The sequence below is a fragment of the Paraburkholderia sp. BR10937 genome (genome assembly GCF_040965695.1).
In the GTDB taxonomy this organism is placed as follows: domain Bacteria; phylum Pseudomonadota; class Gammaproteobacteria; order Burkholderiales; family Burkholderiaceae; genus Paraburkholderia.
In genome coordinates, this window is the sequence record NZ_JBFRCL010000018.1 from 57,209 (window position 1) to 79,385 (window position 22,177).

The following is a 22,177-nucleotide window of genomic DNA, read 5'->3' on the forward strand; positions in this document are numbered from 1 at the left end:
TCAGGCTCCTTCGGCAATCCTGCGCTTGAAGTTGAGGATCGACGGACGCGCCACGGCGGGCGCCTCGACCGGCTCGTCCGTCTGCGTGCCGTCAAGGCTCGCGGCGAGCTGCTCGATCGTGACGTTCTTCATGAGCTGACGGGCATCCACGCCCAGCCCGCGCTCGTTCATCCGCGCAACGATGCGGAAGAGCTGCAGGCTGTCTGCGCCGAGGCTGAAGAACTTCTGGTCGATGCCCACCTGCTGCAGGCCGAGCACCTCGCCCCAGATCGCGGCGATGGTGGCCTGCGTCGGCGTCATGGCCACGGGTTCGGCTGCTGCGACCACGATTTGCGGGGGGGCGCTCGCCGCCGGTTCGACCGGCACCGGCGCTTGCGGCACGACCTTGAGCGCAGCATGCGGCTGGCGCACCGGCGCGGCCACCATGTCCGCCGTCGGCACGGGCAGGGCCTTGCGGTCGAGCTTGCCGTTGCTGGTCTGCGGCAGCGCGTCGAGCGTCATCCACAGCGTCGGCACCATGTAGGACGGCAGTTGCCCGGCGACATGCGCTGCGACTGCGCTCTGATCCAGTTTGCCGGAGCCAGCGCCGACCAGGTAGCCCACGAGGCGCGCGCTGTCGGCGACGGTATGCAGGGCGACGGCGGCTGCGGCAACACCGGGGGCCTTGCGCAGGGTGGCCTCGATATCCTCGATCTCGATGCGGAAGCCGCGCAGCTTGATCTGCTGGTCGCGACGGCCCAGGTGCTGCAGCGAGCCGTCGGCGTGCCGCTTCGCGAGATCGCCGGTACGGTAGAGCCGGCGCGGGGCGGCGCCTTCGATGGCAACCGACTTGAAGGCGGCATCGGTCAGGTCAGGGCGGTTGAAATAGCCCTTCGCCAGGCCTTCACCGCCAATCCACAGTTCGCCGCTCACGCCCACGGGCGCCAGACGCAGGTCGTCGGTCAGCACGTGCAGGTCGGTATTGGCGAGCGGCGCGCCGATCACCACCGGTGCGTTCGCAACGACACGCGAGGCGGAGGACCAGATCGTCGTCTCGGTCGGGCCGTAGAGGTTCCACACCTCCGCACCGGTCGCGAGCAGGTCGTCGGCGAGATCGCGCGGCAACGGCTCACCGCCACACAGGATCTTGAAGCCCTTCGGCGCCTTGAAGCCGGCCTCGAGCAGCATGCGCCACAGCGAAGGCGTCGCCTGGAGCACGGTGGCGGCTTCTTCCTTCAGGCGCGTCACCAGCTCGAAACCGGTACGCACTTCCGCATGGCCGGCGATGAAGGTCCGCCCGCCGGCGATGAGCGGCAGGAACAGCTCGAGACCCGAGATATCGAAGGAGAACGTCGTCACCGCGACGATGCTGTCCCTGACCGTAAAGCCCGGCGCGTGCGCCATCGAGAGCAGGAAGTTGCTCAGCGCGCGATGGCCGATCTCCACGCCCTTGGGCTGACCCGTCGAGCCCGACGTGAAGATCACGTAGGCCGAATCCGCGTCCGTGACGGCGGGCAGCGCCACGGTTTCGTCGTCGTCCTGTGCGAGGAGCGCCTCTACGTCCAGCACGCGATGCGTGCCCGGTTCCAGCACCGTGAGGCTTTGCTCATCGCTGAGGATGGCGGCGATGCCAGCGCCATCGAGAATCTGGCGCAGGCGTGCGGGCGGCATCGTCATGTCGAGCGGCACGTAGGCGCAGCCCGCGCGCCACACGCCGATCATCGCGGCCACGATCATGGCGCTGCGTTCCATCGCGATGGCGACGCGTGAGCCCGACGCGATACCCGCCGCCATGAGCCGGCGCGCGATCTGGCTGGCACGCGCATCGAGTTCGCCATAGGTCAGGCTCGTCGAGTCGTCAGATACGGCCGTCGTATCGGGAGCCTGCCAGGCCTGCGCGGCGATCAGCGCCGTGGTCGTTTGCGAGAGATCGTAGTCGCGCTGGGACGCGTTCAGCTCGTCACGCAGATGGTGGATTTCCGCATCGCTCAAGAGCGGCAGGGCTGCGACCGGCGTTTCGGCATCGCGTGCGATCGCCGCCAGCAAGGTTTCGTAGTAGCCGAGCCAGCGCTGGATCGTCGTTTCGTCATAGACGTCGGTGTTGAAGTCGCAATCGAGACGCAGACCCTGTGCCGATTCGATCACGTTCAGGAACAGATCGAAGTTGCTGTAGGCCTTTGCGTTCGGCGCGAAGTGCGTGGTGACGCCTGCCATGTCGAGTTCGCCGTCGACCTTTTCCAGGTTGAACTGCAGGTCGGTCAGCGGCAGCCGGTTGAGATCGCGCTTGATGCCGAGATCGCGCACGAGGGCGCCGTAGGTGTAGTTCTGGCGGTCGCCCGCGTCGTAGAGGTGATCGCGCACCGCCTTCATGTGCGTGGCGAAAGGCTTCTCGCGGTCGAACTTCACGCGCAGCGGCAGGAAGTTGACGCAGTGCCCGACCAGCAATGCTTCGCCCGCTTGCGACTGGCCAGCCATCGGCGCGGCGATGACCACGTCGTCATTGCCGGACAGACGGCCGAACAGCACCTGGGCCGCTCCGAACAGCGTGGCGAACAGCGAGCAGCCCTGCTTCGAGGAGGCGGTCTTGACCTGCTTGAGCAGGTCCGCGCCCAGATGGCGGGTCGTCGAAGCGCCGTTGAAGCTCTTGCGTTCCGGACGCGGGCGGTCGCCAGGCAAATCGGGTTGCGGCGCCGGGACGCGATGGACGTTCATCCAGAACTCGCGCGTTTCCTTCTCGACGCCGATCTCGTCCTGTGCCTTGGCGAACGCGAGGAAGCTCTGCACCTCGTCGAGTTCCGGCTGCGTGCCCCAGACTTCTGCGGCGTAGAGCGCAGCCAGATCGCGCAGGATGATGTTGATCGACCACCCGTCGCAGACGATGTGATGCGCAGTGAACACGAACGCCCACTTCTGCGCTTCGAGGCGCACCAGTGCGGCGCGCGCGAGCGGGCCTCGGGTCAGGTCGAAGACCTCGCGGGCTTCCGCGTCGATGATGGCCTTGAGCTCGCCCGCCGGATCGGCGTGAGTGGAAAGGTCGATCGGGACGAGCGGCACGGTCGTCGTCGGTTCCGCGAACATCATGTCGCCCACGCGCGAGAAGTGCACGCGCAACGCATCGTGGCGGGCAACCGTCGCGGCGAAGGCGCGTTCGAAAGCGGCCTCGTTCAGCTTGCCATTGAGTTCGAGCGTGAACGACTCATTGAACGCGAGCGAGGCCTCGTGGCCTTGCTGGGCCGACATCCAGATTTCCTTTTGCGGCTCGGTGAGCGCGGACTGCGTGAGCGCCGGCTCGGCCTGCGTCAGCGCCGCGGCGTCCTGCGCGCCGCCGAGAATGCCGACGCGCTGGAGCGCATCGATACTCGCGATGAAGGCGTCGCCGATCTTGCGGATGTCCTCGTCCGAATGGCTCGTCGTCAGGAAGCAGGGGAAGCCTTCCATGATATGCACGCCGAGGTATCGCATATACGGATAGAAGAGGCTGCCGAGGCGGTCTTCGCCCGCGAGATTCACATAGAACCAGCTCGAGAACGACTCGGCGCGCGTGACGATGCCGACCTTCTCCAGATGTGCGTTGACGCGCTGTACGAGGCCGTTCATGCGTTCGCCGAGCCCTTCCTGCAGTGCGGGGCCGGCTTCCTTGAGGTGCAGGAGGACGGCTTTCATTGCCGCCAGCACGACGGGATGGCGCACGAACGTGCCTGCGAAGAACGTGGGCGGAACTTCGGGTACCGAAGCATCGCCGAACTGCCACTGGCCGCCGTCGAGCGCGTCCATGTACTGCGTGGTGCCGGCGAGCACGCCAATCGGCAGGCCGCCGCCGACCACCTTGCCGTAGGTCGCCATGTCGCCCTGGATGCCCCACAGGCCTTGCATGCCGGCCGGATGGACGCGAAAGCCCGTCACGACCTCGTCGAAGATGAGCGCCGAGTCATTGGCTGCCGTCACGTCGCGCAACTGCTGCACGAACTCCTTCGGACGCAGGTTGGGATGGCGCGACTGCACCGGCTCGATCAGGACGGCCGCGATATCGTCGATGTTGGCCTTGATCCATTCGAGGCTTTCGGGACGCGCGTACGGCAGCACGACCATGTTGCCCACGGAGGTCTGCGGAATTCCCGGGGCGAGCGGGAACGCGCGCGGCACGCCCGCTTCGCTGCCCGGCTTCACGAGCACTTCGTCGAACTGGCCGTGATAGTCGCCATCGAAGCAGACCACCTTGTCCTTGCCGGTCACCGTGCGCGCGAGACGCATCGCCGCCATCACGGCTTCCGAGCCGGTATTGCAGAAGGTGACGCGCTGATGGCCGGTCATCTCGGAGAACATCTGCGCGACTTCGCCCGCGAGCGGCGACTGCGGTCCGATAGCGAAACCTTCCGCCAGTTGCGCGTTGACCGCGGCAACCACGAAATCGGGCGTGTGGCCGAACGCGGTCTGGCCGTAGCCGTTGACCACGTCGATGTATTCATTGCCGTCCACGTCCCAGATCTTCGAGCCCTTCGAGCGCTGGGCGACGATCGGATAGACAAGCTCCTTCCATTCCTCGCGGAAGCCGCTGGCGGTGCGCGGATCGGCAAGCACGGCCCGATAGGACTGCGTACGAGACTTGGAAGTGGCGGTTTTGGCCGAGTAGCGCGTCGCCAGATCGGTGATGAACGCCTTCTGGGCGTCGGTCATCTGGGCCGAGTGCGAGGCGCCGGGCTTGTATGCGGTGAAGCGCGACGGGCGGTTCTCCTCGAACTTGATCTCGGGACCGGCGGAGTGCGCAGGCGCGGCGGCTGGTGCGGGCGTTGCAACGACGGGGGCGGCGGCGACGGCTGCGGGCACCACGATTTGCGCCGCTGCGGGCTGCGGCACGGCCAGCGGCGCACCTTGCAGCACCTCGAGCTGACGCGCCATCACCGACTGCATCGCGGCGAGCTGGTCGCGGATCACCGACTGGAGGTCGCCCGTGGCCGGCGCGACGGCCATTTGCACAGCCACAGGTGTACCCGCCGGTACTGCCGCAATGGGGACCGGCGCGGCCGCTGCCTGAACAGCGACCGGCGCAGCAGCAGGTGCAGCAACGGGCGCAGCCTCGGCAGGCACTTCCGGATCGGGCGGCATGGCGCCATCGAGGAACTGCGCGAGGGCGGGCAGCGTCGGATAGTCGCTCATGATCTGCCGGAAGCTGATCGTGACGTCGTAGCGGCGGCGCAGTTGCCGCGATACTTGCCCCATGAATAGCGAGTCGTAACCGAGATCCCAGAAGGTCACGTCCGGATTGGACGTATCCGGTGCTTCGCCGGACATTTCGGCGAGCAGTGACGCCAGTTCGGCAATGAGACGCGGTTTGCGGTCGATTTGGACGGTTTGGGCCATGGCGGTCTGAGGAATATCGATTAGGGCTTCGGACGGGGCTTGTGCGGCAATCGCTGGGGCAACGGTCGTCGGCTGGCGTGAAGAGGCGGTTGCCGGGGCGTCAATCCAGTGCCGTTCCGGCTCGAAGGGGTAGGTCGGTAGCGAAACGCGGCGGCCGGATTCGGCCCGCAGCGTTTTCCAGTTCGGCTTGACGCCGTTCAGCCACAGGCGCCCGGTCGCCTCGGCGAGGACGGCAAGCTCGCGCTCGCGCGTCGCGAAGTCGGGCAGCGAGGCAATCGCGCCCTGATGCCGGTCCTTGGGCAAGCCCTGCAGGACGAAGGTCGAGAGCGTGCGGCCCGGGCCGATTTCGAGCAGCAGCGGCTTGCCCTCTGCCGTGACCGTGGCGAGCGCGTCGCTAAAGCGCACGACATTGCGGCAATGGCTGGCCCAGTACTGTCCCGATACCGGCTGGTCCATCGCCGCCCACTGCCCGGTCACGGAGGACACGTACGGAATCTTCGGCCGCGCGAAAGTCAGGCTGTTCGCGACCTTGGCCAGATCGTCGACGACACCCGACATCATGTGCGAGTGGAACGCGTGCGAGGTGTGCAGACGTCGATGCTCGATGTCGCGTGCCTTGAGCGTGGCCTCGAACGCTTCGATGGCTGCGAAGGGGCCTGCCACGACGCTGAGCGTCGGCGCATTGATCGCGGCGAGATCGACATCCGCGGGCAACATGGGGCTGAGTTCGGCCTCCGACAGGCGCACGACCAGCATCGCGCCCGGTTCGGCCGACTGCATGAGCGCCCCGCGTTGCGCGATCAGGCACAGCGCATCCTCGAAGGCGATCGCCTCCGCCACGCACGCCGCGACCAGCTCGCCGACGCTATGGCCGATCATGGCTGCCGGCTTGATGCCGCGCGAGATCCACAACTGCGCGAGCGCATATTCGACGAGGAAGAGCGCCGGCTGCGCGTAGATCGTCGAGCGGATCGGGTGCGGGGTGTCGTCGCCTTCCGGGGCTTCGCTCAGCAGCAGCGCGCGGATGTCCAGGCCCAGATGCGGAGCCAGCGCCTCCGCGCCCTTGTCGATCCACGCGCGATAGACCGGCTCGGTGCGATAGAGCGCGGCGCCCATGCCCGGGTACTGCGCGCCCTGGCCGGGGAACATGAAGACGACTGCAGGCGTGGCCTGCGGGGCCTGTGCTTCGATCGCGCCTTTCTGCAGCTTGGCCTGGGCCTGCTCCACGCTCTCGGCGACCACAACGGCGCGGTGCGCGAAATCGCGGCGCCCCGTTTGCAGCGTCGCGGCCACGTCGGCTAGCGCGATCTCCGGATGGCTGGCGAGATGGGTGGCGAGATTCGCCTTCGCCCGTTCGAGCGCTGCCGTGCTGCGGGCCGACAGCGGCAGGATCTGGAGTCCTTCGCTTTGCTCGGCGGAGGCGTTACGGCACGGCGCCTCCTCCAGCACCACGTGGACGTTCGTCCCACCCACGCCGAGGGAACTCACGCCGGCACGGCGCGGCGTGGCGCCATCAGCCCAGGGACGCACGGTCGTATTGAAGAAAAACGGGCTGCTGGCCAGGTCGATGCCAGGGTTGGGCGAACGGAAATGCGTGAGCGGCGGCAAGGTGCGGTTGCGCAGCGCGAGCGACGCGGCGATGAAGCCCGTCACGCCCGCGGCCGCGTCGAGGTGCCCGACATTGGCCTTCGCCGAGCCGAGCGCGCAGAACTGGCCGCCCTCGGCGCCGCCCAGGCGAAACGCCTGCACGAGGCCCGCGAATTCAATCGGATCGCCAAGCGGCGTAGCCGTGCCATGGGCCTCGATATAGCCAATCGACGATGGATCGATGCCGGCCTCGGCGTGCGCGATGGCAATCGCGCGGGCCTGGGCGTCGACGCTCGGGGCGGTGAAGCCGACCTTGTCGGAACCGTCGTTATTGATCCCCACGCCGCGGATCACGGCGTAGATCGGATCTTCATCGGCGATGGCGTCTTCGAGACGTTTGAGCAGGACGACGCCCGCGCCGCTGCCGAATACCGTGCCCTTCGCATCGGCATCGAACGGACGGCACACGCCGTCGGGTGCACCCATGCCGCCTTCTTCGTAGAAGTAACCGCGCTTTTGCGGGAAGGTGATCGAGACGCCGCCGGCCAGCGCCATGTCGCAGCGTCCGGCCCGAAGGTTCTCGACGGCGAGGCTGATCGCGGTGAGCGAGGTGGAGCATGCCGTCTGCACGGAGATGGCGGGCCCCGTGAGCCCGAGCTTGTAGGCGGTGCGGGTGGCGACGAAATCACCGGCCCCAACGAGCTTTTGATACTCGCCGATCTGGAACTGGCTCGTAAACTCGTCGATGACCGCGCGATCGGACAGGATGTGCTTGAGGAAGTACGTGTTCATCGTCGTGCCGGCGAACACCCCGACGGCGCCGGCGATCGTTGCCGGGTCGTAGCCGGCGTCTTCGAACGCTTCCCAGGCGATCTGGAGGAACAGCCGCTGCTGCGGGTCGGTGAGTGCGGACTCGCGCGCGAGCATGCCGAAAAAGTCGGCATCGAAGTGATCGACATCGGCCAGAATCGGCCGCGCCTTGACGTAACTCGCGTCGCGGCGCGACTTGTCGTCGAAACTGTCCTCCAGTTCCGCCAGGTCGAAATGCGTGATGCAGTCGCGCCCCGCGAGGATGTTCGCCCAGAGTTCGGAGACATTGCGCGCGCCCGGAAACCGTCCGGACATGCCGATGACTGCGATGGCTCCGCCTTTCACGGCCCGGCGTTGACGAATGGCGTCTTTGTTCACCGTCGGCAGCGTCGTGCGCAGTTGCGCCACCAGCGCCTCGACATTGGGGTGACGGAACAGATCCACCAGCGCGACTTTGGCAGCGACGTCGCGCGCGATGATGGCGTGTGCGCGCATCAGATCGAGCGAGCGCAGGCCGAGGTCGAAGAAGTTCGCACGGCGGTCGACGGGTTTGCCGAGGAGCCCTTCAAATACGGACGCGAGCTTGTCGGCAATGTCGTCGTCAACGGGCGAGGGCGCCGCCGATGCTTCGGATTGCGTATCGATTGTGGCAAGCAACGCTTTGCGGTTGATCTTGCCGTTGGGCGTCAGCGGAAAGTCCGGCAGGACCCGCAGTTCCGACGGCATCATGTAGTCGGGCAGGGCGGACCTGAGATAAGCGCGGATTTCGTTCAGGAGGACGGTGGCGTCCGCTGCATCGGCTTTCACGAAGCCAGCGATGGCCTTGCCCATACGGCCGTCGAATGCGGCCACGGCCGCATCGGCCACGCCGGGCGCCACGCGCAGCGCGTGTTCGATTTCATCGAGTTCGATGCGTTTGCCCGCGATCTTGATCTGCCGGTCGTTGCGGCCCAGAAATTCGATTGCGCCGTCCGCGCGGCGGCGCACGAGGTCGCCGGTGCGATAGAGCTTCGCGCCGGGAGCGAAAACGTCGTCGACGAACTTCTCCGCCGTCAGATCGGGCCGGTTGAGATAGCCGAGCGCGACGCCGTCGCCGCCCGTGACCAGTTCGCCGACTTCGCCATCGGCAACCGGCACGAGCTTGTCGTCCACGATATAGGCGCTCGTGCCCGCGATGGCGTAGCCGATGGGAATGGCATCGCCATTCGCGAGCGCCTCGCCGTCACGCGGAATGCGGTAGCAGCAGGTGAAGGTCGTGTTCTCGGTCGGACCATAGCCATTGATGATCTGCAGACCCGGATGAGCCTCCATGACCTTGCGTACGTGCACGGGGGACAGCACGTCCCCGCCCGTCAGCGCCTCCTTGAGCGGAAGAAAGGCTTCCAGCCGATAGTCGGCGAGCGCATTGAAGAGGCCAGCCGTGAACCAGGCGCTGGTAACGCCAAGTCGCGCTATCTCGGACGCGATCGTGTCGAGAGAGGGCTGGACCTCGTTGATGATGGCGGCACAGCCGCCGTTCAGGAGCGGTCCCCAGATCTCCAGCGTGCTCGCATCGAAGGCGAGCGGCGCGAGGTTGAGGAAACGCGTGTGGGGTGAAAGCTCGGTGAACGTCTGGTTCTGCACGAGGCGCAGGATCGCGCGCTGCGGCACGATGACGCCCTTGGGCTTGCCGGTCGAGCCTGAGGTGTACATCACGTAGGCAGCGTCGTCACGGCTGCTGGCGTGGAGCGGTGCGGGGTCGGCCGCTTCGGCCGCCGCCACGACATGCTCGAGATCGACCGGGACGCCGTCCAGTTCGCCAACGCTGGCGAGCGCGGCCGCTTCAGCGATGATGAGCCTGGGCGAGCAGTCGGAAACGATGAAATCGAGCTGCGCCTTCGGGTAGGCGCGGTCCAGCGGCACGTAGACGGCGCCCAGGCGCAGGATCGCCAGCATCAAGGCCAGCGTGTCGCGGCTGCGCGAAACCATGATCGCGCAGCGCTCGCCCGGCTCCAGTCCCATTTCGTGCAGGACGGTGGCGAGCCGCGCGGAACGTTCACCGAGGGCGGCGTAGTCTTCCTCGCCCGTGGCGTCAATCACAGCAAGATGATTGCCGAACTCGGCGCATATGGCATCGAAGCGCGCTGCCACACCAGGCACACGATCGGTCCCGCCCGGCAAAACGCCTGAAAGTCCATCTCTGTGTGACATTTGCTACTCCCCCACATTTTTGACGAAGGTCCGCTGCTGGGCAAAGCCTCGCGATGAGCTCGCAGCACTTGCGCAGAACGGCAGCCGGTCACAGGAAGCACAAGCGCCAGGCGGCTTTGCGCACCTGGCTCGTGTCTCAAGTTTGAAATTTGCTGTAGGAGGAAGTTAATCTTCCGCGGGATGCCTATCCGTTCGCCGTCGCACACACGATGTGCTGCAGCAACATGTCGCGCTGGGGCTGCGCGGGGGCATCCGCGCGCAGGCTGCGGCCCGCTTTCCGCCATGCGGGCGGGTTTGGCGGCAATCGCGGCGGGGGGGCTGGGTGCGTTCTTTCGGGGCGAAGACCGGCGATTCGGGCGTGGCGTTGTGCGTGGCAGCAACAGGATCGCGACCATGACGGCGCGCCAGAGGCCTTGCCAGGTCAGTTCATGTCGACGATCGACCAGCCGCTGTGGCGGGCCGCCACGGCTCCTGCGCAGGTCGGACTGGGTGACAGGGCGCGAATGCACCAATGCGAGGCTTCCGCCGCCTCGCCGCCGACGAAGCGCGGTGTCGTGTCGCCGTGAACGGCAAGATCGAACTCGAAATGCTCCGGCGGCAGGATGAAGCCCGTGCCCAGCGCTTTCAGGCAGGCTTCCTTGCGCGCCCAGGTTTCAAAAAAAACCGTTTGCCGTTCTGATGCCCGGAGCGCATCAAATTGTTCGCGCTCGCGAGCCGAGAAGACCTGGAGCGGCATGCTCTCTTCGATCGGACGAATATGTTCTACGTCGATGCCCACCTCGAACCCGCTCGAAACGACCAGCGCCGCCGTATTTTCGCTATGGCTCAGATTGAAGCAAATCGTCCATCCCGTAGGTTGGCTAGTGCAAATTGGTTTGCCTTCCGGCCCATACTCGAGTGCGACCGCGCGTGCAGGGAGCCCAGCATAGCGGCCAAGGATCTGTCTGAGTTTTCCCCTTCCGGTCACGTAGCGGCAGCGATGCAGCTCGAAGCGAAAGTTGCCGGCCCGTTCATGCTCCTGCGCGGAAAGCATCTCCCAGTACCGATCAAAATCACTCCCGCAGGCGTCGAGGTCCCATTGCCAGACATGGACTTCTTGCGTGGTTGGCGGTGTGAGTGGCGACGAAGACATTGAGGGCCTGGTTCGGCTTGCGGAGGGCAGTGCCGGTGCGGCACGGAACATCGCGCGCCACCCGGTTGAGTGCGCAACGAGTGGCACACGCAGGAGTGAATGTACAGATACAACTCTCGCGGAATTGTTGGGCAACCCACGGAACGACACTTGCGATACGGCCTACGATTCATCAAAGAATGATGCAATTACGCTGCACTGCGTGCGCGCATCCGTACGGGGATCGACAAGTCGACGCGGCAATTGCCGAAACAAGGCGTCGACACAAAACCTGTGAGGCTCTCCGAAAGTAGCTGGGCTGCATGGTCCTTTGCGACTCGATGCGGCGCCGGAGGAATCATCTATTGTTTGGCTTCCAGAACGCCGGTCGATTGCGTTCGCTATAGAACTGAGTCTGCTCCATGGTCTTTGAAAAGACCGGTCCAAGACCCCTTTTGGTAAAGGTTTGCCAATCGACTCTGTATGGACTTAGAAAGTATGTTTAATAGTAATGTAAGAAATATTGATGGATTTCCAACGGATAGATCGGTTTCTGGTAACGAGCGGTAAGAATATGTGCGATTGACGTGCTACCAGATCAGGAACGATAGTCCTACTCTTTGCACGAGGATGTTATCGAAATTCAGATTCGAGGTGCGGGATGCGGTGTGATTTGGACAACGGCTACAACGTTAGTGTGATCATTCCACACTACAACAGCGTTGATTTGCTTTGGTTGGCAATAGAATCGATTTCTAGCCAAACCGTTGTTCCGCAGGAAATCATTGTCGTAGATGACGCATCCGGGCTGCATTTCGAATTGCCGAGTCGTTGCGGAGACAACATTGTCTTGCGGCTGATTCGCGAAAGCGAGAACCATGGTGCGGCGTGGTGTCGAAACCGCGGCATCGAGGAGGCCACCGGTGATCTGATCGCCTTCCTCGACGCCGACGACCGATGGCTCCCGAACAAGCTCGAGCGCTGTATCGCCGCGTTCGGTCCCAAGCCTGACGGGAACGAAGCGAAGGTGCTCTTCAGCAACGTCGTGCTAACGGACGCTGACCGACGCATCCTGGGTAACCGCGCGCCCTACGATGGGCAGTCGATGCTCGACTTCATCCTGCTGGAGGGGGGCTATATTCAGACTTCATCGATCATGATGTGGCGTCATCAGTACCCGCTGATCAGCTTCGATGGATCGCTGCGTCGTCATCAGGATTGGGACTTCGCCATTCGAGCTGAAATGGCTGGCTGCGTCTTCGTTTATTTGCACGATGCACTGGTGGAGTATTCCCTGAGCGAAAGTCCCGCCAGAATATCGAAGGCGGTCAGTTGCGAACCCAGTCTCGTGTTTTTTGAAAAATATAACAAGATGATGTCAAAAGGGCATGTCTCATCATTTATATTTAATGTTCTGATTTACAAGAAACTGAGTATTGCCTTGAGGCTTGCCATTGTCGAGCGAGTTTTGTTGAGAGAGATCGAGATTCCCAGCAAGGATTGGGCGGCACTGTTTGCGAGGCTGGTTATCGGCTGGGGAGGGGTGAATTTAATCAAGCAGTTGAGACGGATAATCCAGGCTGAGGATTATTCGATTTGAGTTGCATCGGCCTCGAAAAATAAAAGTTATAGCCGGTGACGCGGCGATCCTGCACATCCCGTCTCTCCCCCGCCAGTTTGACCCCTGAAGTTCGAAGCTCTCGCCAAGGGCTGGCTCCTACCCTTTTGAATTCCCGAGATCGGCCCTGCTACGTTGACGACGTTTATGAACGTTGCACGAGTCGCCGCGGCGGCTCGCGCGCTGCACCCATTTGGGGTTGTGTCTGTCGGCGCACAGATGGTGTATCTGCGCTCTGCTCTAATCTCAAGGCCGAAACCGGCAGCGTGTGGAGAACGTTTCGACTTCGAGGTCCCCAATGCGTCAATTTGTCCGCGATTTGTTTTACTCATCCGTCGCCGATAAACAGGTCAATTTACCGCTGCCGCCGACGTCCCTCGCGATCCATTCGCGCAAGCTCAATATATTGCTGCTGGGCACGTGCTCAGTGGAAATGCTCGTCAAGCGAAGCGCAAACTCCGGGCACAACATCCGGCACATACTGATGGGCTCGAGACGCCACGCCCCGATCCCGGAAGCCGCGCCAACCGATGACGTCGTCGTCGTGAATCTCACGCTCCGCCACATTCTGGGCGAAGTGACGCAAACGCCCGAACCCATAGTGGATATGGTTTTTTCGCGCCTGCGTTCAGACGATGAAGCTCGCGCTTTTCTGCAAAAAACAGGGGAATATCTCGCGCAGAAGGTGGCGCAGGTCGCCGCGCAGATCACGACCGCTCCGATTGTCTTCATGTCGTTTTTCGAGCCGAGCTTCAATTACGACGGCGATCTCATCGATCCATTCGGTACGACATCGCCAGGAAATCTGGTGCGCGAGATCAACCGGCTTTTGTCGGACGCCGTGCGCAAGACGAATAACTGCTACTTTCTCGACGCCAACGAGATACTGAATTTTGTCGGCCGCCGGCACCTGCAGGACGATGTCCTGTTGAGCAGCTCCCACGCCTCGTTCATCAACGATTGGGACTTCAAGCTGGACGCGAATCGGCTGATTGCGCCCAAAGCGATTGGCAATATCCTGACATATGAGGTCGCGTCCCGTGAGTTCACCCTCGCGTTCCTTTCCCGGATCGAAGCGATAGTCAAGGTCATCGAGCAGCGAGACCCAGTGAAGCTGATTATCGTCGACCTCGACGACACCATGTGGCGCGGCGTGGCAGCGGAAGGCGAGAGCGTGAGCCAGGAAGAGCGCATCGAAGGCTGGCCTATCGGCCTCGCTGAAGCCTTGCTGTACTTCAAGAAGCGTGGCGGATTGCTGGCGATCTGCAGCAAGAATGAAGAAGCGCCCACCATTGAACGGTTCAACGCCATCTGGCGCGGTGCCATCACCATGGACGACTTCGCGTGCGTGCGTATCAACTGGAAGCCCAAGTCGCAGAACATCCTTGAAATCCTCAAGGAGGTGAATCTGCTTCCCGGCAACTGTGTGTTCATCGACGATAACGACCGCGAGTTGTCGGAGGTGAAGGCGGCGATCCCGGCCATTCGTTGCCTCGGTGGCAATCACTACGACTGGCGGCGAATCATTCTACGATCGGCCGAAACGCAGGTCCCCATCGTCACCGAAGAGTCGTCGCGCCGCACCGAACTCGTGCGCGCGATCTCGCAGCGCGAAGCCAGTGCCGACGCGAACAATGGTGTTTCGCGGGAAGAGTGGCTAGCTTCGTTACAGCTTCGCCAGTCATTCTTCTTGATCAAGACGCCGCAATCCAGACACTTCGATCGCGCATTCGAACTCATCAACAAGACAAATCAGTTCAATACGACCGGGAAAAGATGGGAACGGTCGGAGTTCGAGGCGTTCATCAGCCAGGGCGGGTACTGCGTGGTCTCTTCGCTGCGGGACAAGCTGATCGACAACGGCATCATCTCTGTTTGCCTGATCAACGGCGAGAAGATTGTCCAGGTCGTGCTGTCGTGCCGCGTATTTGGGCTTGGCGCGGAACTGGTCGTCGGGGCGATTGCGACGCGGTTGGCGCTGAAATCCGGATCTGAAGTCCGCGCAGATCTGGTCGATACCGGAAGGAATGCGACCTGCCACGACTATTTCAAACGGCTCGGGTTCGCCGAAACGGCCGTGGGTTTGTACTCGCGCACCGCAAACGAGCTACCGTCCTACATCGAGATCGAGAATCTGGGCGCGGCCGAGTTTCCGCCTGTGCGGATTTAGCGCAGCGCTTGTTTGGGAAGTCTGCCAAACAACGCAAGGTCGTGTCCGTCCGTCTCCATCAGCATCTACGGGTCGCCTGCCATCGTCAATGGACCTCTCCGGGCGGTCAAACGTCATGCGCATTTTGGCGCTGTTCCTTCCGCGCATCGTGTATCCACACGCGGCTCGCGCGCTCCGCTTTGCGCAATCTCGCCAACACGAAACGCAGTCGTCTGTATTTCGTCTGCCTACGGCAGTCATGCGCGCCCTTTGAACGCGACTGAGACTCAATGAGCGTTCGGCAACACTTCAAGACAACTCGCTGACCTCTGGGCGGTAAGGCTCGGTAAGATTCGGCTACTGACACAGCGCCGGTTCTACCAAGAGGTCAGAACAAATGATAAGCCCGACTAGTCCTTTCCCGGTGTTTGCCGCGGTGCTCCTTGCACTCGTCACTGCCAGGGTTTTGATCTGGCGATTCGGTGCCCCCAACGCTGCAGGACGCTTTGCAACGATTGACGGATTGAGAGGGTACCTGGCGTTTTTCGTTTTTCTGCACCACTCCTGTATTTGGTACTACTACATCAGAACCTCACAGTTTGACTCCCCCCCAACGAATTTCATGGCAAATATCGGACGAGCCAGCGTGTCCCTGTTTTTCATGATTACCGGATTTTTGTTTTCGACAAAAATAATCAAAGATAAAGAGAACGGAGTTGACTGGATCAAGCTTTACGTCTCCCGAGTCCTGCGGCTGACGCCGTTGTATCTGTTCGCCATGCTGCTGCTTTTTGTCTCCGTCGCTTTCATGTCAGGTTTCACGCTGGTGCAATCCCCTGTGACACTGGCGGTCAACGCATTGAGATGGTTAGCGTTTTCAAGTTTTGGTGAGCCGGATCTCAACGGGGTCAAGGACACCAACCTCATTTTGTCGGGTGTGTCGTGGACGCTCGCCTATGAATGGGGATTCTATCTTTGCCTCCCTTTGCTGGCGGTGATGATTGGAGCTATTCCGTCGCTTGCGGTATTGATAATCGGATCTGTCGGCGTGCTGGATCTTGTCCATTTTCATGCGGAATCGAGATTCCTGGCACCGTTTCTTGGGGGGATCATTGCGGCACTTCTTTGTCGTCACGCCTGGTTCCGTCACCTTTCACAGAAGAGGATTGCCTCGATCGTTGCAATCGCCGCGATCACCATGGCGGTCACTTTGTTTCCAACGACCTATGCGTGGATCCCGTTAGCGCTGCTTTCCCTGAGCTTTGCCGCGATTGCCGGCGGCGCCACCTTGTTCGGCGCCTTGACCAGCCAGCTATCCCGCATGCTAGGGGAGCTCGCTTACAGCATCTATCTCCTGCACGGGTTCATTTTGTTTACGCTTTTCAACCTTGTCGTTGGAAAGCAAAGCGCACGCGTATTCACCCCTCTGGAGCACTGGTTCACGATCCTGCTGACCACCCCCGTCCTGATTCTTTTCAGCTATACGACTTTTCGATTGATCGAGAAGCCCGCGATGCAATACACCGAAAGTGTTAGCAAGTGGGTACGCGAGGTCGTATTTGCAAAGCGTGGCGCGTTGGAAGAGTCGCTTTGAATGCGTTGGCGTGGTTTCCACCTTGACGGAAACTAGCAGCAAGCTGCGGCAATCCAATCTGTGCGGGATATTGACCTGCCGCCGGTTCGGAGGACTGAGCCGGCGGCGGACCAATTCCCGCTTGTTCGAAATTACTTCTCGTGCGCAACGCTGCGAGGTGCTTTTGTCGATGTCGCATGCAAGGGCCAATGGCAGGCAACTGCCGCAAACAGCAGGACATAGGTCGCGAGGAAGTAGTAGGTCAAAGAGTGCACTCGAAGACCAAACAAACCTTCAAGGCATAGCGGCAGGATGGTCAGGAAGGGGAAAGTCCTCAAAAACAAGCCTACCCAGCCATCACCTCGGGACGAAAGAATCATCGACAGATAGAGGCAAACGGAAAAAACGCTGAAATCGTACGACATCAATCTTGGATTCAGCAGAATGAGAATTGCGAGAAAATAGAACAACTCGCTGGTGGAGCTGATCCGCAGAGCGCTTTGCGCGTGCCTGCTCCGAAGGGCTATCGATGTCACCACGACGAGAAGCATCAGAACGAGATGGAGAATAAACCCTGCCTTTCCCATCCCAAACCGGGAAAAAACGCCAAGAATCGAGATTCCAGCGTCCCCATGGTGAACGATCTGGCCGTAGATGGCGCCCTGGAATCCCGCCCATAGTTGCGGGTAAAAAACAGGTTGGGCTATGTAGATGCCGGCAACGGATATCAGCACCGCGACGAATGCGGACAAGCTGCGCCGGGGCAGAAAGAGATACAGCAAGGCGTAGGCCAGAAAGTAGGGCTTTATGGTCGTGAAAAAAATGATCGCGATCGCATGCGGCGTCAACGTGTAGATCGATCGGTGTTTGTATAGAAAGTATGACAGTGACACGAGCAACAGGTGCGCGAAGACGCTTATGTTGCCTGTCTGCATCGAAGCAAAGCCCGAGCCCCCGATCAGGAAACCAAGAATCAGGCAGGCAGCCAGGCGATGATATGGAATGAATGATTTGAGATGGATGCTAACGCAGGCAATTCCGGCGACCGAGGCTAGCACCAGGAGGGCGAAGGAGATCGGGAAATCGATAGCCGAAAATACCTTAAGAAAGACGGGCGGATAAACAAAAGGAAAGTCGCCCGCTGCACAAGCGTAGGGGTTCGGTCCAGACGAATAGCAGCTCAAACCTTTCTCGTAGACGTGGTAGTCCCAGAAAAATGAGCCGGTTTTACTGCTGAATGCGAGAACCAGCAAGAAGCAAACGGCCGCAGATAAACTCCATGGAAGCCATGCCCTGTCGTCGTGAACGCTTGCCGTCTCTAGCTTCAATTACGCCCCCATCTCGATCGGTGACTGTCAACCATTCGGCGGTAAAACGTGAAGGGCCCAGTGTGGCTTCGCTCGAATAGCGAAGACGCAAATACTGTCCACAGGGTCGTCTGGAAAGACCGCACGCGCGCCTTGCTGGACTCAGAGGACAACCGTAGGGCATGGTAGTGCGTGGGTCTGTACGCCAGCGTACGTCGCCAACCCGGACCAAAGCCAAGACGCGTATCGACTTGCCGGTGTGTTGTGCGCCGTAGCGGAGCACGCGTCGGAATGCTTCATCGATGCGTTCGGTCGGCCCGAGGGCATTGGCTCCTGGGCCTGCCGCCACAACGGGAAGTGCGCCGCGCCCGGTTTTTTGTCGCTGGCGCAGGATCAGATCGCGAGCAGCATGCTCAGGCTGGATAATGCAATCACGGCGAGGCTCGCACGATCCTTGAACGCAAATACGATCGGGTCGTCGTGCATCATGCCGCGAAACGCGCACATCCAGATCCGGCTCACCCAGAAGAGCGTGAGTGCAAATGTGGCCCACAATGCCTTCGGGTGGTGATACAGCGCCTTCATTTCCGGCGTGTTCAGATAAAGTGCGAGCACGAGCACGGCGAGGTATGCGGAAGCCGTGCCGAACGAGCGCAAGATCGAGATGTCCTGCGTGATGTAGCCGCGGCCGGCGGCTTCGGTCCTGCCTTCGCGCACGATCATGTCGAGTTCGACATAACGCTTGACCATGGCAAGCGAGAGGAAAATCGGTACGCAGAACAAGATTAGCCAGTACGACAGCGGGATGCCAGTTGCCGCGCCGCCGGCGATCACCCGCACGGTGTACAGACACGCAAGCGTGAACACATCGACGAGTGTCATGCGCTTGAGCGCGAACGAGTAAGCAACGGTGGTCACGAAATAGCCGGCCATTACGACGCCGAACTCGCGCGGCAGGAGTGCTGCGAGGCCACCGCCGGCGGCGAGCAGTCCCGCGGTAAGCACGATGCCGAATTTCAACGACAGCTTGCCCGACGCGAATGGTCGGCTGCGCTTGCGCGCGTGCCTCCTGTCGGCGTCGAGGTCGAGCATGTCGTTAAGCAGGTACACCGACGAAGCAGCCAGGCTGAACGACAAAAAAGCGATACAGACGGCAGCGAGTGCGGAACGCTCCGTGAATTGGTGTGCGGTGAGAAGCGGCACGAAGATCAGCACGTTCTTCACCCACTGATGCACGCGCATTTCCTTGAGCACGAGCGGAATCAGCCGGCGCTTTTCCTCGAAAAAGATGATCGCAGCATTTGTCTTGCGGGCCGCGGCGGCAATGTGCTTGTCGCCGACCACGATCGCCTGCCGGGCCTGGCGCCATACCGGCAAATCCGCTCGCGCATCGCCGCAGTAGTCGAAGCCGTGGTCGCCGAACTGCTCAACGAGCGCCCGCGCCTTGTTTTTGCCGAGCAGGTTGTTGCTGACCGTGCTCGCGAGTACACCGGTAAAGAGTCCAATGTGTGTGGCGATCTGGGAGGCGAGGCGCTGGTTAGTGGCCGTGCAAAGATACAGATCGCGCCCGCTTGCTCGCTCGTCGCGCAGCCAGGCGAGCAATTCAGTGTTGTAGGGCAGGACGCCAACGTCGATGTTTACGCGTTGGGCGATCTGCTCCTTCAGATAGGCGCGCCCGCGCAGCGCCCAGACGAAGCACAGAAAGATCGACAGCGGACTTTGTTTGACGAGCACAAAGAAGGCTTCAAACAACAGGTCGGTGCGCGTGAGCGTTCCGTCAAGGTCCACACACAGCGGGACAGGGTGTGCTGCGGGCGTGGCCATCTTCATTCTCCGTGCCGGGACAGGAACAGGTGGACAGGTTGTCGGGGCGTTGGTCGGAGCGCAGCACAGCCCGCGCTCGCATAATCTGCGATCCGGGAAAGGATCGTAACGACGGCGGCGTAGGGCCTTTGTGCTGCAGCGCACACGTGCTCAAGAAAAAACGAAGCGTTTGTCGAGGTGGTATTTCGTGACATAGCCGATCACCAGACCGAGTGCGCCACCAGCCAGGCGCGCGATTTCCTCGTGAAAGAGCGCATCCGCGCCGAACTCCACCGCCCAGAAAACGACTGTCGTGCCGAGTCCCATGGCAACGTACAGCGTGAACGTGCGCACACCGTGTGCAACGCTGCGGTGCTCGTAGCGGAATATCCACGCCTTGTCGAGCAGGTATTTGACGACCAGCCCGACGCCTGTTCCGATGCAGACCGAAATTGCAACTGCATACAGGCCCTGGTACAGATGGAACGCGAGGCTCTGGCTGCCTAAATTCGCGCCGATTGAAATGGCAGCGAACACCGCGTACCAGAACACGAGCCGCGAACGGCTGAGCGTCATGCTGGCAGCCGGACTGCTCATAGGGAAATCCTCTTGAATACGAAACCAGGCAACGAGCGGATCACGAGCATGATTTCTGCCCAGAACCACGGCGTGTAGAGCGAATCCTTGCCGCGCTCCACGGCGCGCACGATGTCTGTCGCCACGCGCTCGGGCGAGGCGACGAGCGGGCCCGGCAGCGCGAGTCCAGCTGTCATTGGCGTGTTCACGAAACCCGGCTTGATCGTCAGGACTTTCACGTTCGACTTGAAGAGCCGCGCGCGCAGCCCTTCGCAGAAGGTCGTCACCGCCGCCTTGGCGGTGCCGTAGACGTAGTTCGAAGGGCGGCCGCGGTCGCCTGCCACCGACGAGATGACGGCGATCGAACCACTCTTTTGTGCCTCGAACACGGTGGCCAGCAGGGTGAGCAGGGCGATCGTCGAGAGGGCGTTGACGGTGATCTCGCGCACCGCGGCCTGTGGATCGCGTTCGCACTCCGACTGATCGGAGAGCGTGCCGTGCGCGAGTAGAACGATGTCGATGCGGCCAAGCTCTGTCATGGCGGCGTCCAGCATGGCGCGGTGCTGTTCGAAATCGTTCACGTCGAGCACGAACGTGCCGACCCGGCCGGCACCGCGCACGCGCAGGTCCTGGGCAACCGCGTCGAGACGCGTCGCATGGCGCCCAGCCAGCATGAAGTTCGCCCCACGTTTGATCCATTCCCGGGCACAGGCCACGGCGATGGCGGAAGAGCCGCCCACGATCAGAATGTTCTTGTCCATTACCGGGTTGTCCGTTGCCAGAAGCGCGACATCAAGGCCGGGTCGCGCAGTTGTTCGAGTGTCTGCCACGCTGGATAGGCGGCACGAAAATCCGCACCACTCATGTGGGCGTCCTTGGCCGGATATTGGCGGCCGCCCGCTTCGCGCACGATCGCGTCGAGTCGCGCGAAAAGCGTTGCGTTGCGCGTGTCGTGCTGGGGAAAGTCGAGGGCGAGCGAAATTCCCTGCATTGGGAACGAAAGCAGCCCTGGAGAGACGAGCGGACCACAGCGCTTGAGCACCGCAAGGAAGGAACCTGCGTGGTTCGAGGCGATCGCGTCGAGGAACGCGTGCAAAGCGTCGCGTGCCGTGTCATCAGGCACGACGAACTGATACTGCTGAAAGCCGCGTCGCCCATACAGGCGGTTCCATTCGCCGATGCTGTCGAGCGGATAGAAGTAACTCGCGCAGTTGACCACGTCGGGCCCTGCCTTGCTCGCCGCCCGGTGGTAGTAGAACTCGTTGAATAGCTTCAGCGTGTAACGGTTCACCGGGGACCACGGCGGGGCGAACGGCACGCTCCGCACGGGGCGGCGCGGCATGTCAAAGCAATGGTCGGTTGCGTGGTCGGCGCTGGCATAGATGCCGCGCCCAAGCGAGGCGCCGCGCCCTAAACAGTCGATCCACGCCACGCCGTACTCGTGCTTCGCGTCGTACTCGTTCGACAGCGCGAGAAACTCATCGAGATTGCCGAAGGCGCGCGTGTGGGTGGCCAGGCGGCTCGACTCGACGGGCATCAGTTGCAGTTCGACCCATTCGACGATCCCTGTCAGGCCAAGGCCGCCGATCGTTGCGCGATAGAACTCCGGGTTTTCTTCGGGCGCGCATTCAAGCGGCTCGCAATCGGAGCGCAGCAGCGAAAAGCGACGCACATGTCGTCCGAAGGTGCCGCGCACGTGGTGGTTTTTACCGTGCACATCGTTGGCGACCGCGCCGCCGAGCGTTACGAATTGCGTTCCGGGCGTGACAGGCAACATCCAGCCGCGCGGCACAGCAAGCGCTAGCACATCGCCGAGCGTGACGCCCGCTTCAGCACGAATGACGCCGGTTTTCCAATCCGCGGCAATGAAGCGGTCGAGACCGCGAAGCATTAGGACGTGGTCAGTGGCGGCAAGACAGCTGTCGCCATAGCTGCGACCATTGCCGAAGGGCAACGTCGTGCCGAAGCGCTTGGCGGCGTCGCGGAGCGCAGTCTGCGCGTTCTCTCGCCAACCGGGCTCGCGGCCGGTTTGCGGTGCGTACGGGTAGTGGCCCCAGGAACTGAGCTTCGAGACGCTCATGACGTGCGGTCGCCGGTCAAAGGATTAACAGTAGGC

The 22,177-nt window shown here is 62.0% G+C and carries 10 protein-coding genes; 3 read left to right on the forward strand and 7 right to left on the reverse strand.

Annotated features, from left to right (window positions below):
* Together AB4Y44_RS16870 and AB4Y44_RS16875 are read right to left on the reverse strand one after the other, a co-directional pair.
* Positions 1 to 9,924 carry an amino acid adenylation domain-containing protein gene (locus tag AB4Y44_RS16870; protein ID WP_368700269.1) on the reverse strand — a complete coding sequence of 3,308 codons (9,924 nt, stop codon included), beginning with the start codon at positions 9,922 to 9,924 and terminating at the stop codon, positions 1 to 3.
* 421 nt (positions 9,925 to 10,345) lie between these two features.
* Positions 10,346 to 11,056, reverse strand: a complete 711-nt coding sequence (locus tag AB4Y44_RS16875) for a 4'-phosphopantetheinyl transferase superfamily protein (protein WP_368700270.1) — start codon at positions 11,054 to 11,056, stop codon at positions 10,346 to 10,348.
* A gap of 652 nt (positions 11,057 to 11,708) precedes the next feature.
* Here AB4Y44_RS16875 and AB4Y44_RS16880 point away from each other — a divergent pair.
* From AB4Y44_RS16880 to AB4Y44_RS16890, 3 genes are all read left to right on the forward strand, one after another.
* Entirely contained in the window at positions 11,709 to 12,635 is a 927-nt protein-coding gene (locus AB4Y44_RS16880) for a glycosyltransferase family 2 protein (protein ID WP_368700271.1), read from the forward strand.
* A gap of 316 nt (positions 12,636 to 12,951) precedes the next feature.
* Positions 12,952 to 14,823 carry an HAD-IIIC family phosphatase gene (locus AB4Y44_RS16885; protein ID WP_368700272.1) on the forward strand — a complete coding sequence of 624 codons (1,872 nt, stop codon included), beginning with the start codon at positions 12,952 to 12,954 and terminating at the stop codon, positions 14,821 to 14,823.
* Positions 14,824 to 15,199: 376 nt separating this feature from the next.
* Positions 15,200 to 16,396, forward strand: a complete 1,197-nt coding sequence (locus AB4Y44_RS16890) for an acyltransferase family protein (protein WP_368700273.1) — start codon at positions 15,200 to 15,202, stop codon at positions 16,394 to 16,396.
* Between the two features lie 131 nt (positions 16,397 to 16,527).
* Here the strand turns inward: AB4Y44_RS16890 and AB4Y44_RS16895 are convergent, their stop codons facing one another.
* The 5 genes from AB4Y44_RS16895 to AB4Y44_RS16915 form a co-directional block, all read right to left on the reverse strand.
* Positions 16,528 to 17,703, reverse strand: coding sequence for a hypothetical protein (locus tag AB4Y44_RS16895; protein ID WP_368700274.1), 1,176 nt, complete (start codon positions 17,701 to 17,703; stop codon positions 16,528 to 16,530).
* A gap of 372 nt (positions 17,704 to 18,075) precedes the next feature.
* Positions 18,076 to 19,506, reverse strand: a complete 1,431-nt coding sequence (locus tag AB4Y44_RS16900; protein WP_368700275.1) for a UbiA family prenyltransferase — start codon at positions 19,504 to 19,506, stop codon at positions 18,076 to 18,078.
* Positions 19,507 to 19,656: 150 nt separating this feature from the next.
* On the reverse strand, positions 19,657 to 20,082 hold the full coding sequence (locus tag AB4Y44_RS16905; protein WP_324161551.1) for a GtrA family protein: 426 nt from the start codon (positions 20,080 to 20,082) through the stop codon (positions 19,657 to 19,659).
* Positions 20,079 to 20,822 (reverse strand): SDR family oxidoreductase, encoded by a 744-nt coding sequence (locus AB4Y44_RS16910; RefSeq protein ID WP_368690328.1) that lies wholly within the window; start codon positions 20,820 to 20,822, stop codon positions 20,079 to 20,081. Before AB4Y44_RS16910 ends, AB4Y44_RS16905 begins: the two co-directional genes overlap by 4 nt.
* Positions 20,822 to 22,141, reverse strand: coding sequence for an FAD-dependent oxidoreductase (locus AB4Y44_RS16915; protein ID WP_368700276.1), 1,320 nt, complete (start codon positions 22,139 to 22,141; stop codon positions 20,822 to 20,824). The genes AB4Y44_RS16910 and AB4Y44_RS16915 overlap by 1 nt, the downstream gene beginning before the upstream one ends.
* Positions 22,142 to 22,177 lie beyond the last annotated feature (36 nt).

Bases quoted from the DNA above. Each gene is read 5' to 3' on its own strand.
- AB4Y44_RS16910 (WP_368690328.1), bottom strand. From the start codon at position 20,822: ATGGACAAGAACATTCTGATCGTGGGCGGCTCTTCCGCCATCGCCGTG.
- AB4Y44_RS16875 (WP_368700270.1), bottom strand. From the start codon at position 11,056: ATGTCTTCGTCGCCACTCACACCGCCAACCACGCAAGAAGTCCATGTC.
- AB4Y44_RS16890 (WP_368700273.1), top strand. From the start codon at position 15,200: ATGATAAGCCCGACTAGTCCTTTCCCGGTGTTTGCCGCGGTGCTCCTT.
- AB4Y44_RS16885 (WP_368700272.1), top strand. From the start codon at position 12,952: ATGCGTCAATTTGTCCGCGATTTGTTTTACTCATCCGTCGCCGATAAA.
- AB4Y44_RS16870 (WP_368700269.1), bottom strand. From the start codon at position 9,924: ATGTCACACAGAGATGGACTTTCAGGCGTTTTGCCGGGCGGGACCGAT.
- AB4Y44_RS16905 (WP_324161551.1), bottom strand. From the start codon at position 20,082: ATGAGCAGTCCGGCTGCCAGCATGACGCTCAGCCGTTCGCGGCTCGTG.
- AB4Y44_RS16900 (WP_368700275.1), bottom strand. From the start codon at position 19,506: ATGGCCACGCCCGCAGCACACCCTGTCCCGCTGTGTGTGGACCTTGAC.
- AB4Y44_RS16915 (WP_368700276.1), bottom strand. From the start codon at position 22,141: ATGAGCGTCTCGAAGCTCAGTTCCTGGGGCCACTACCCGTACGCACCG.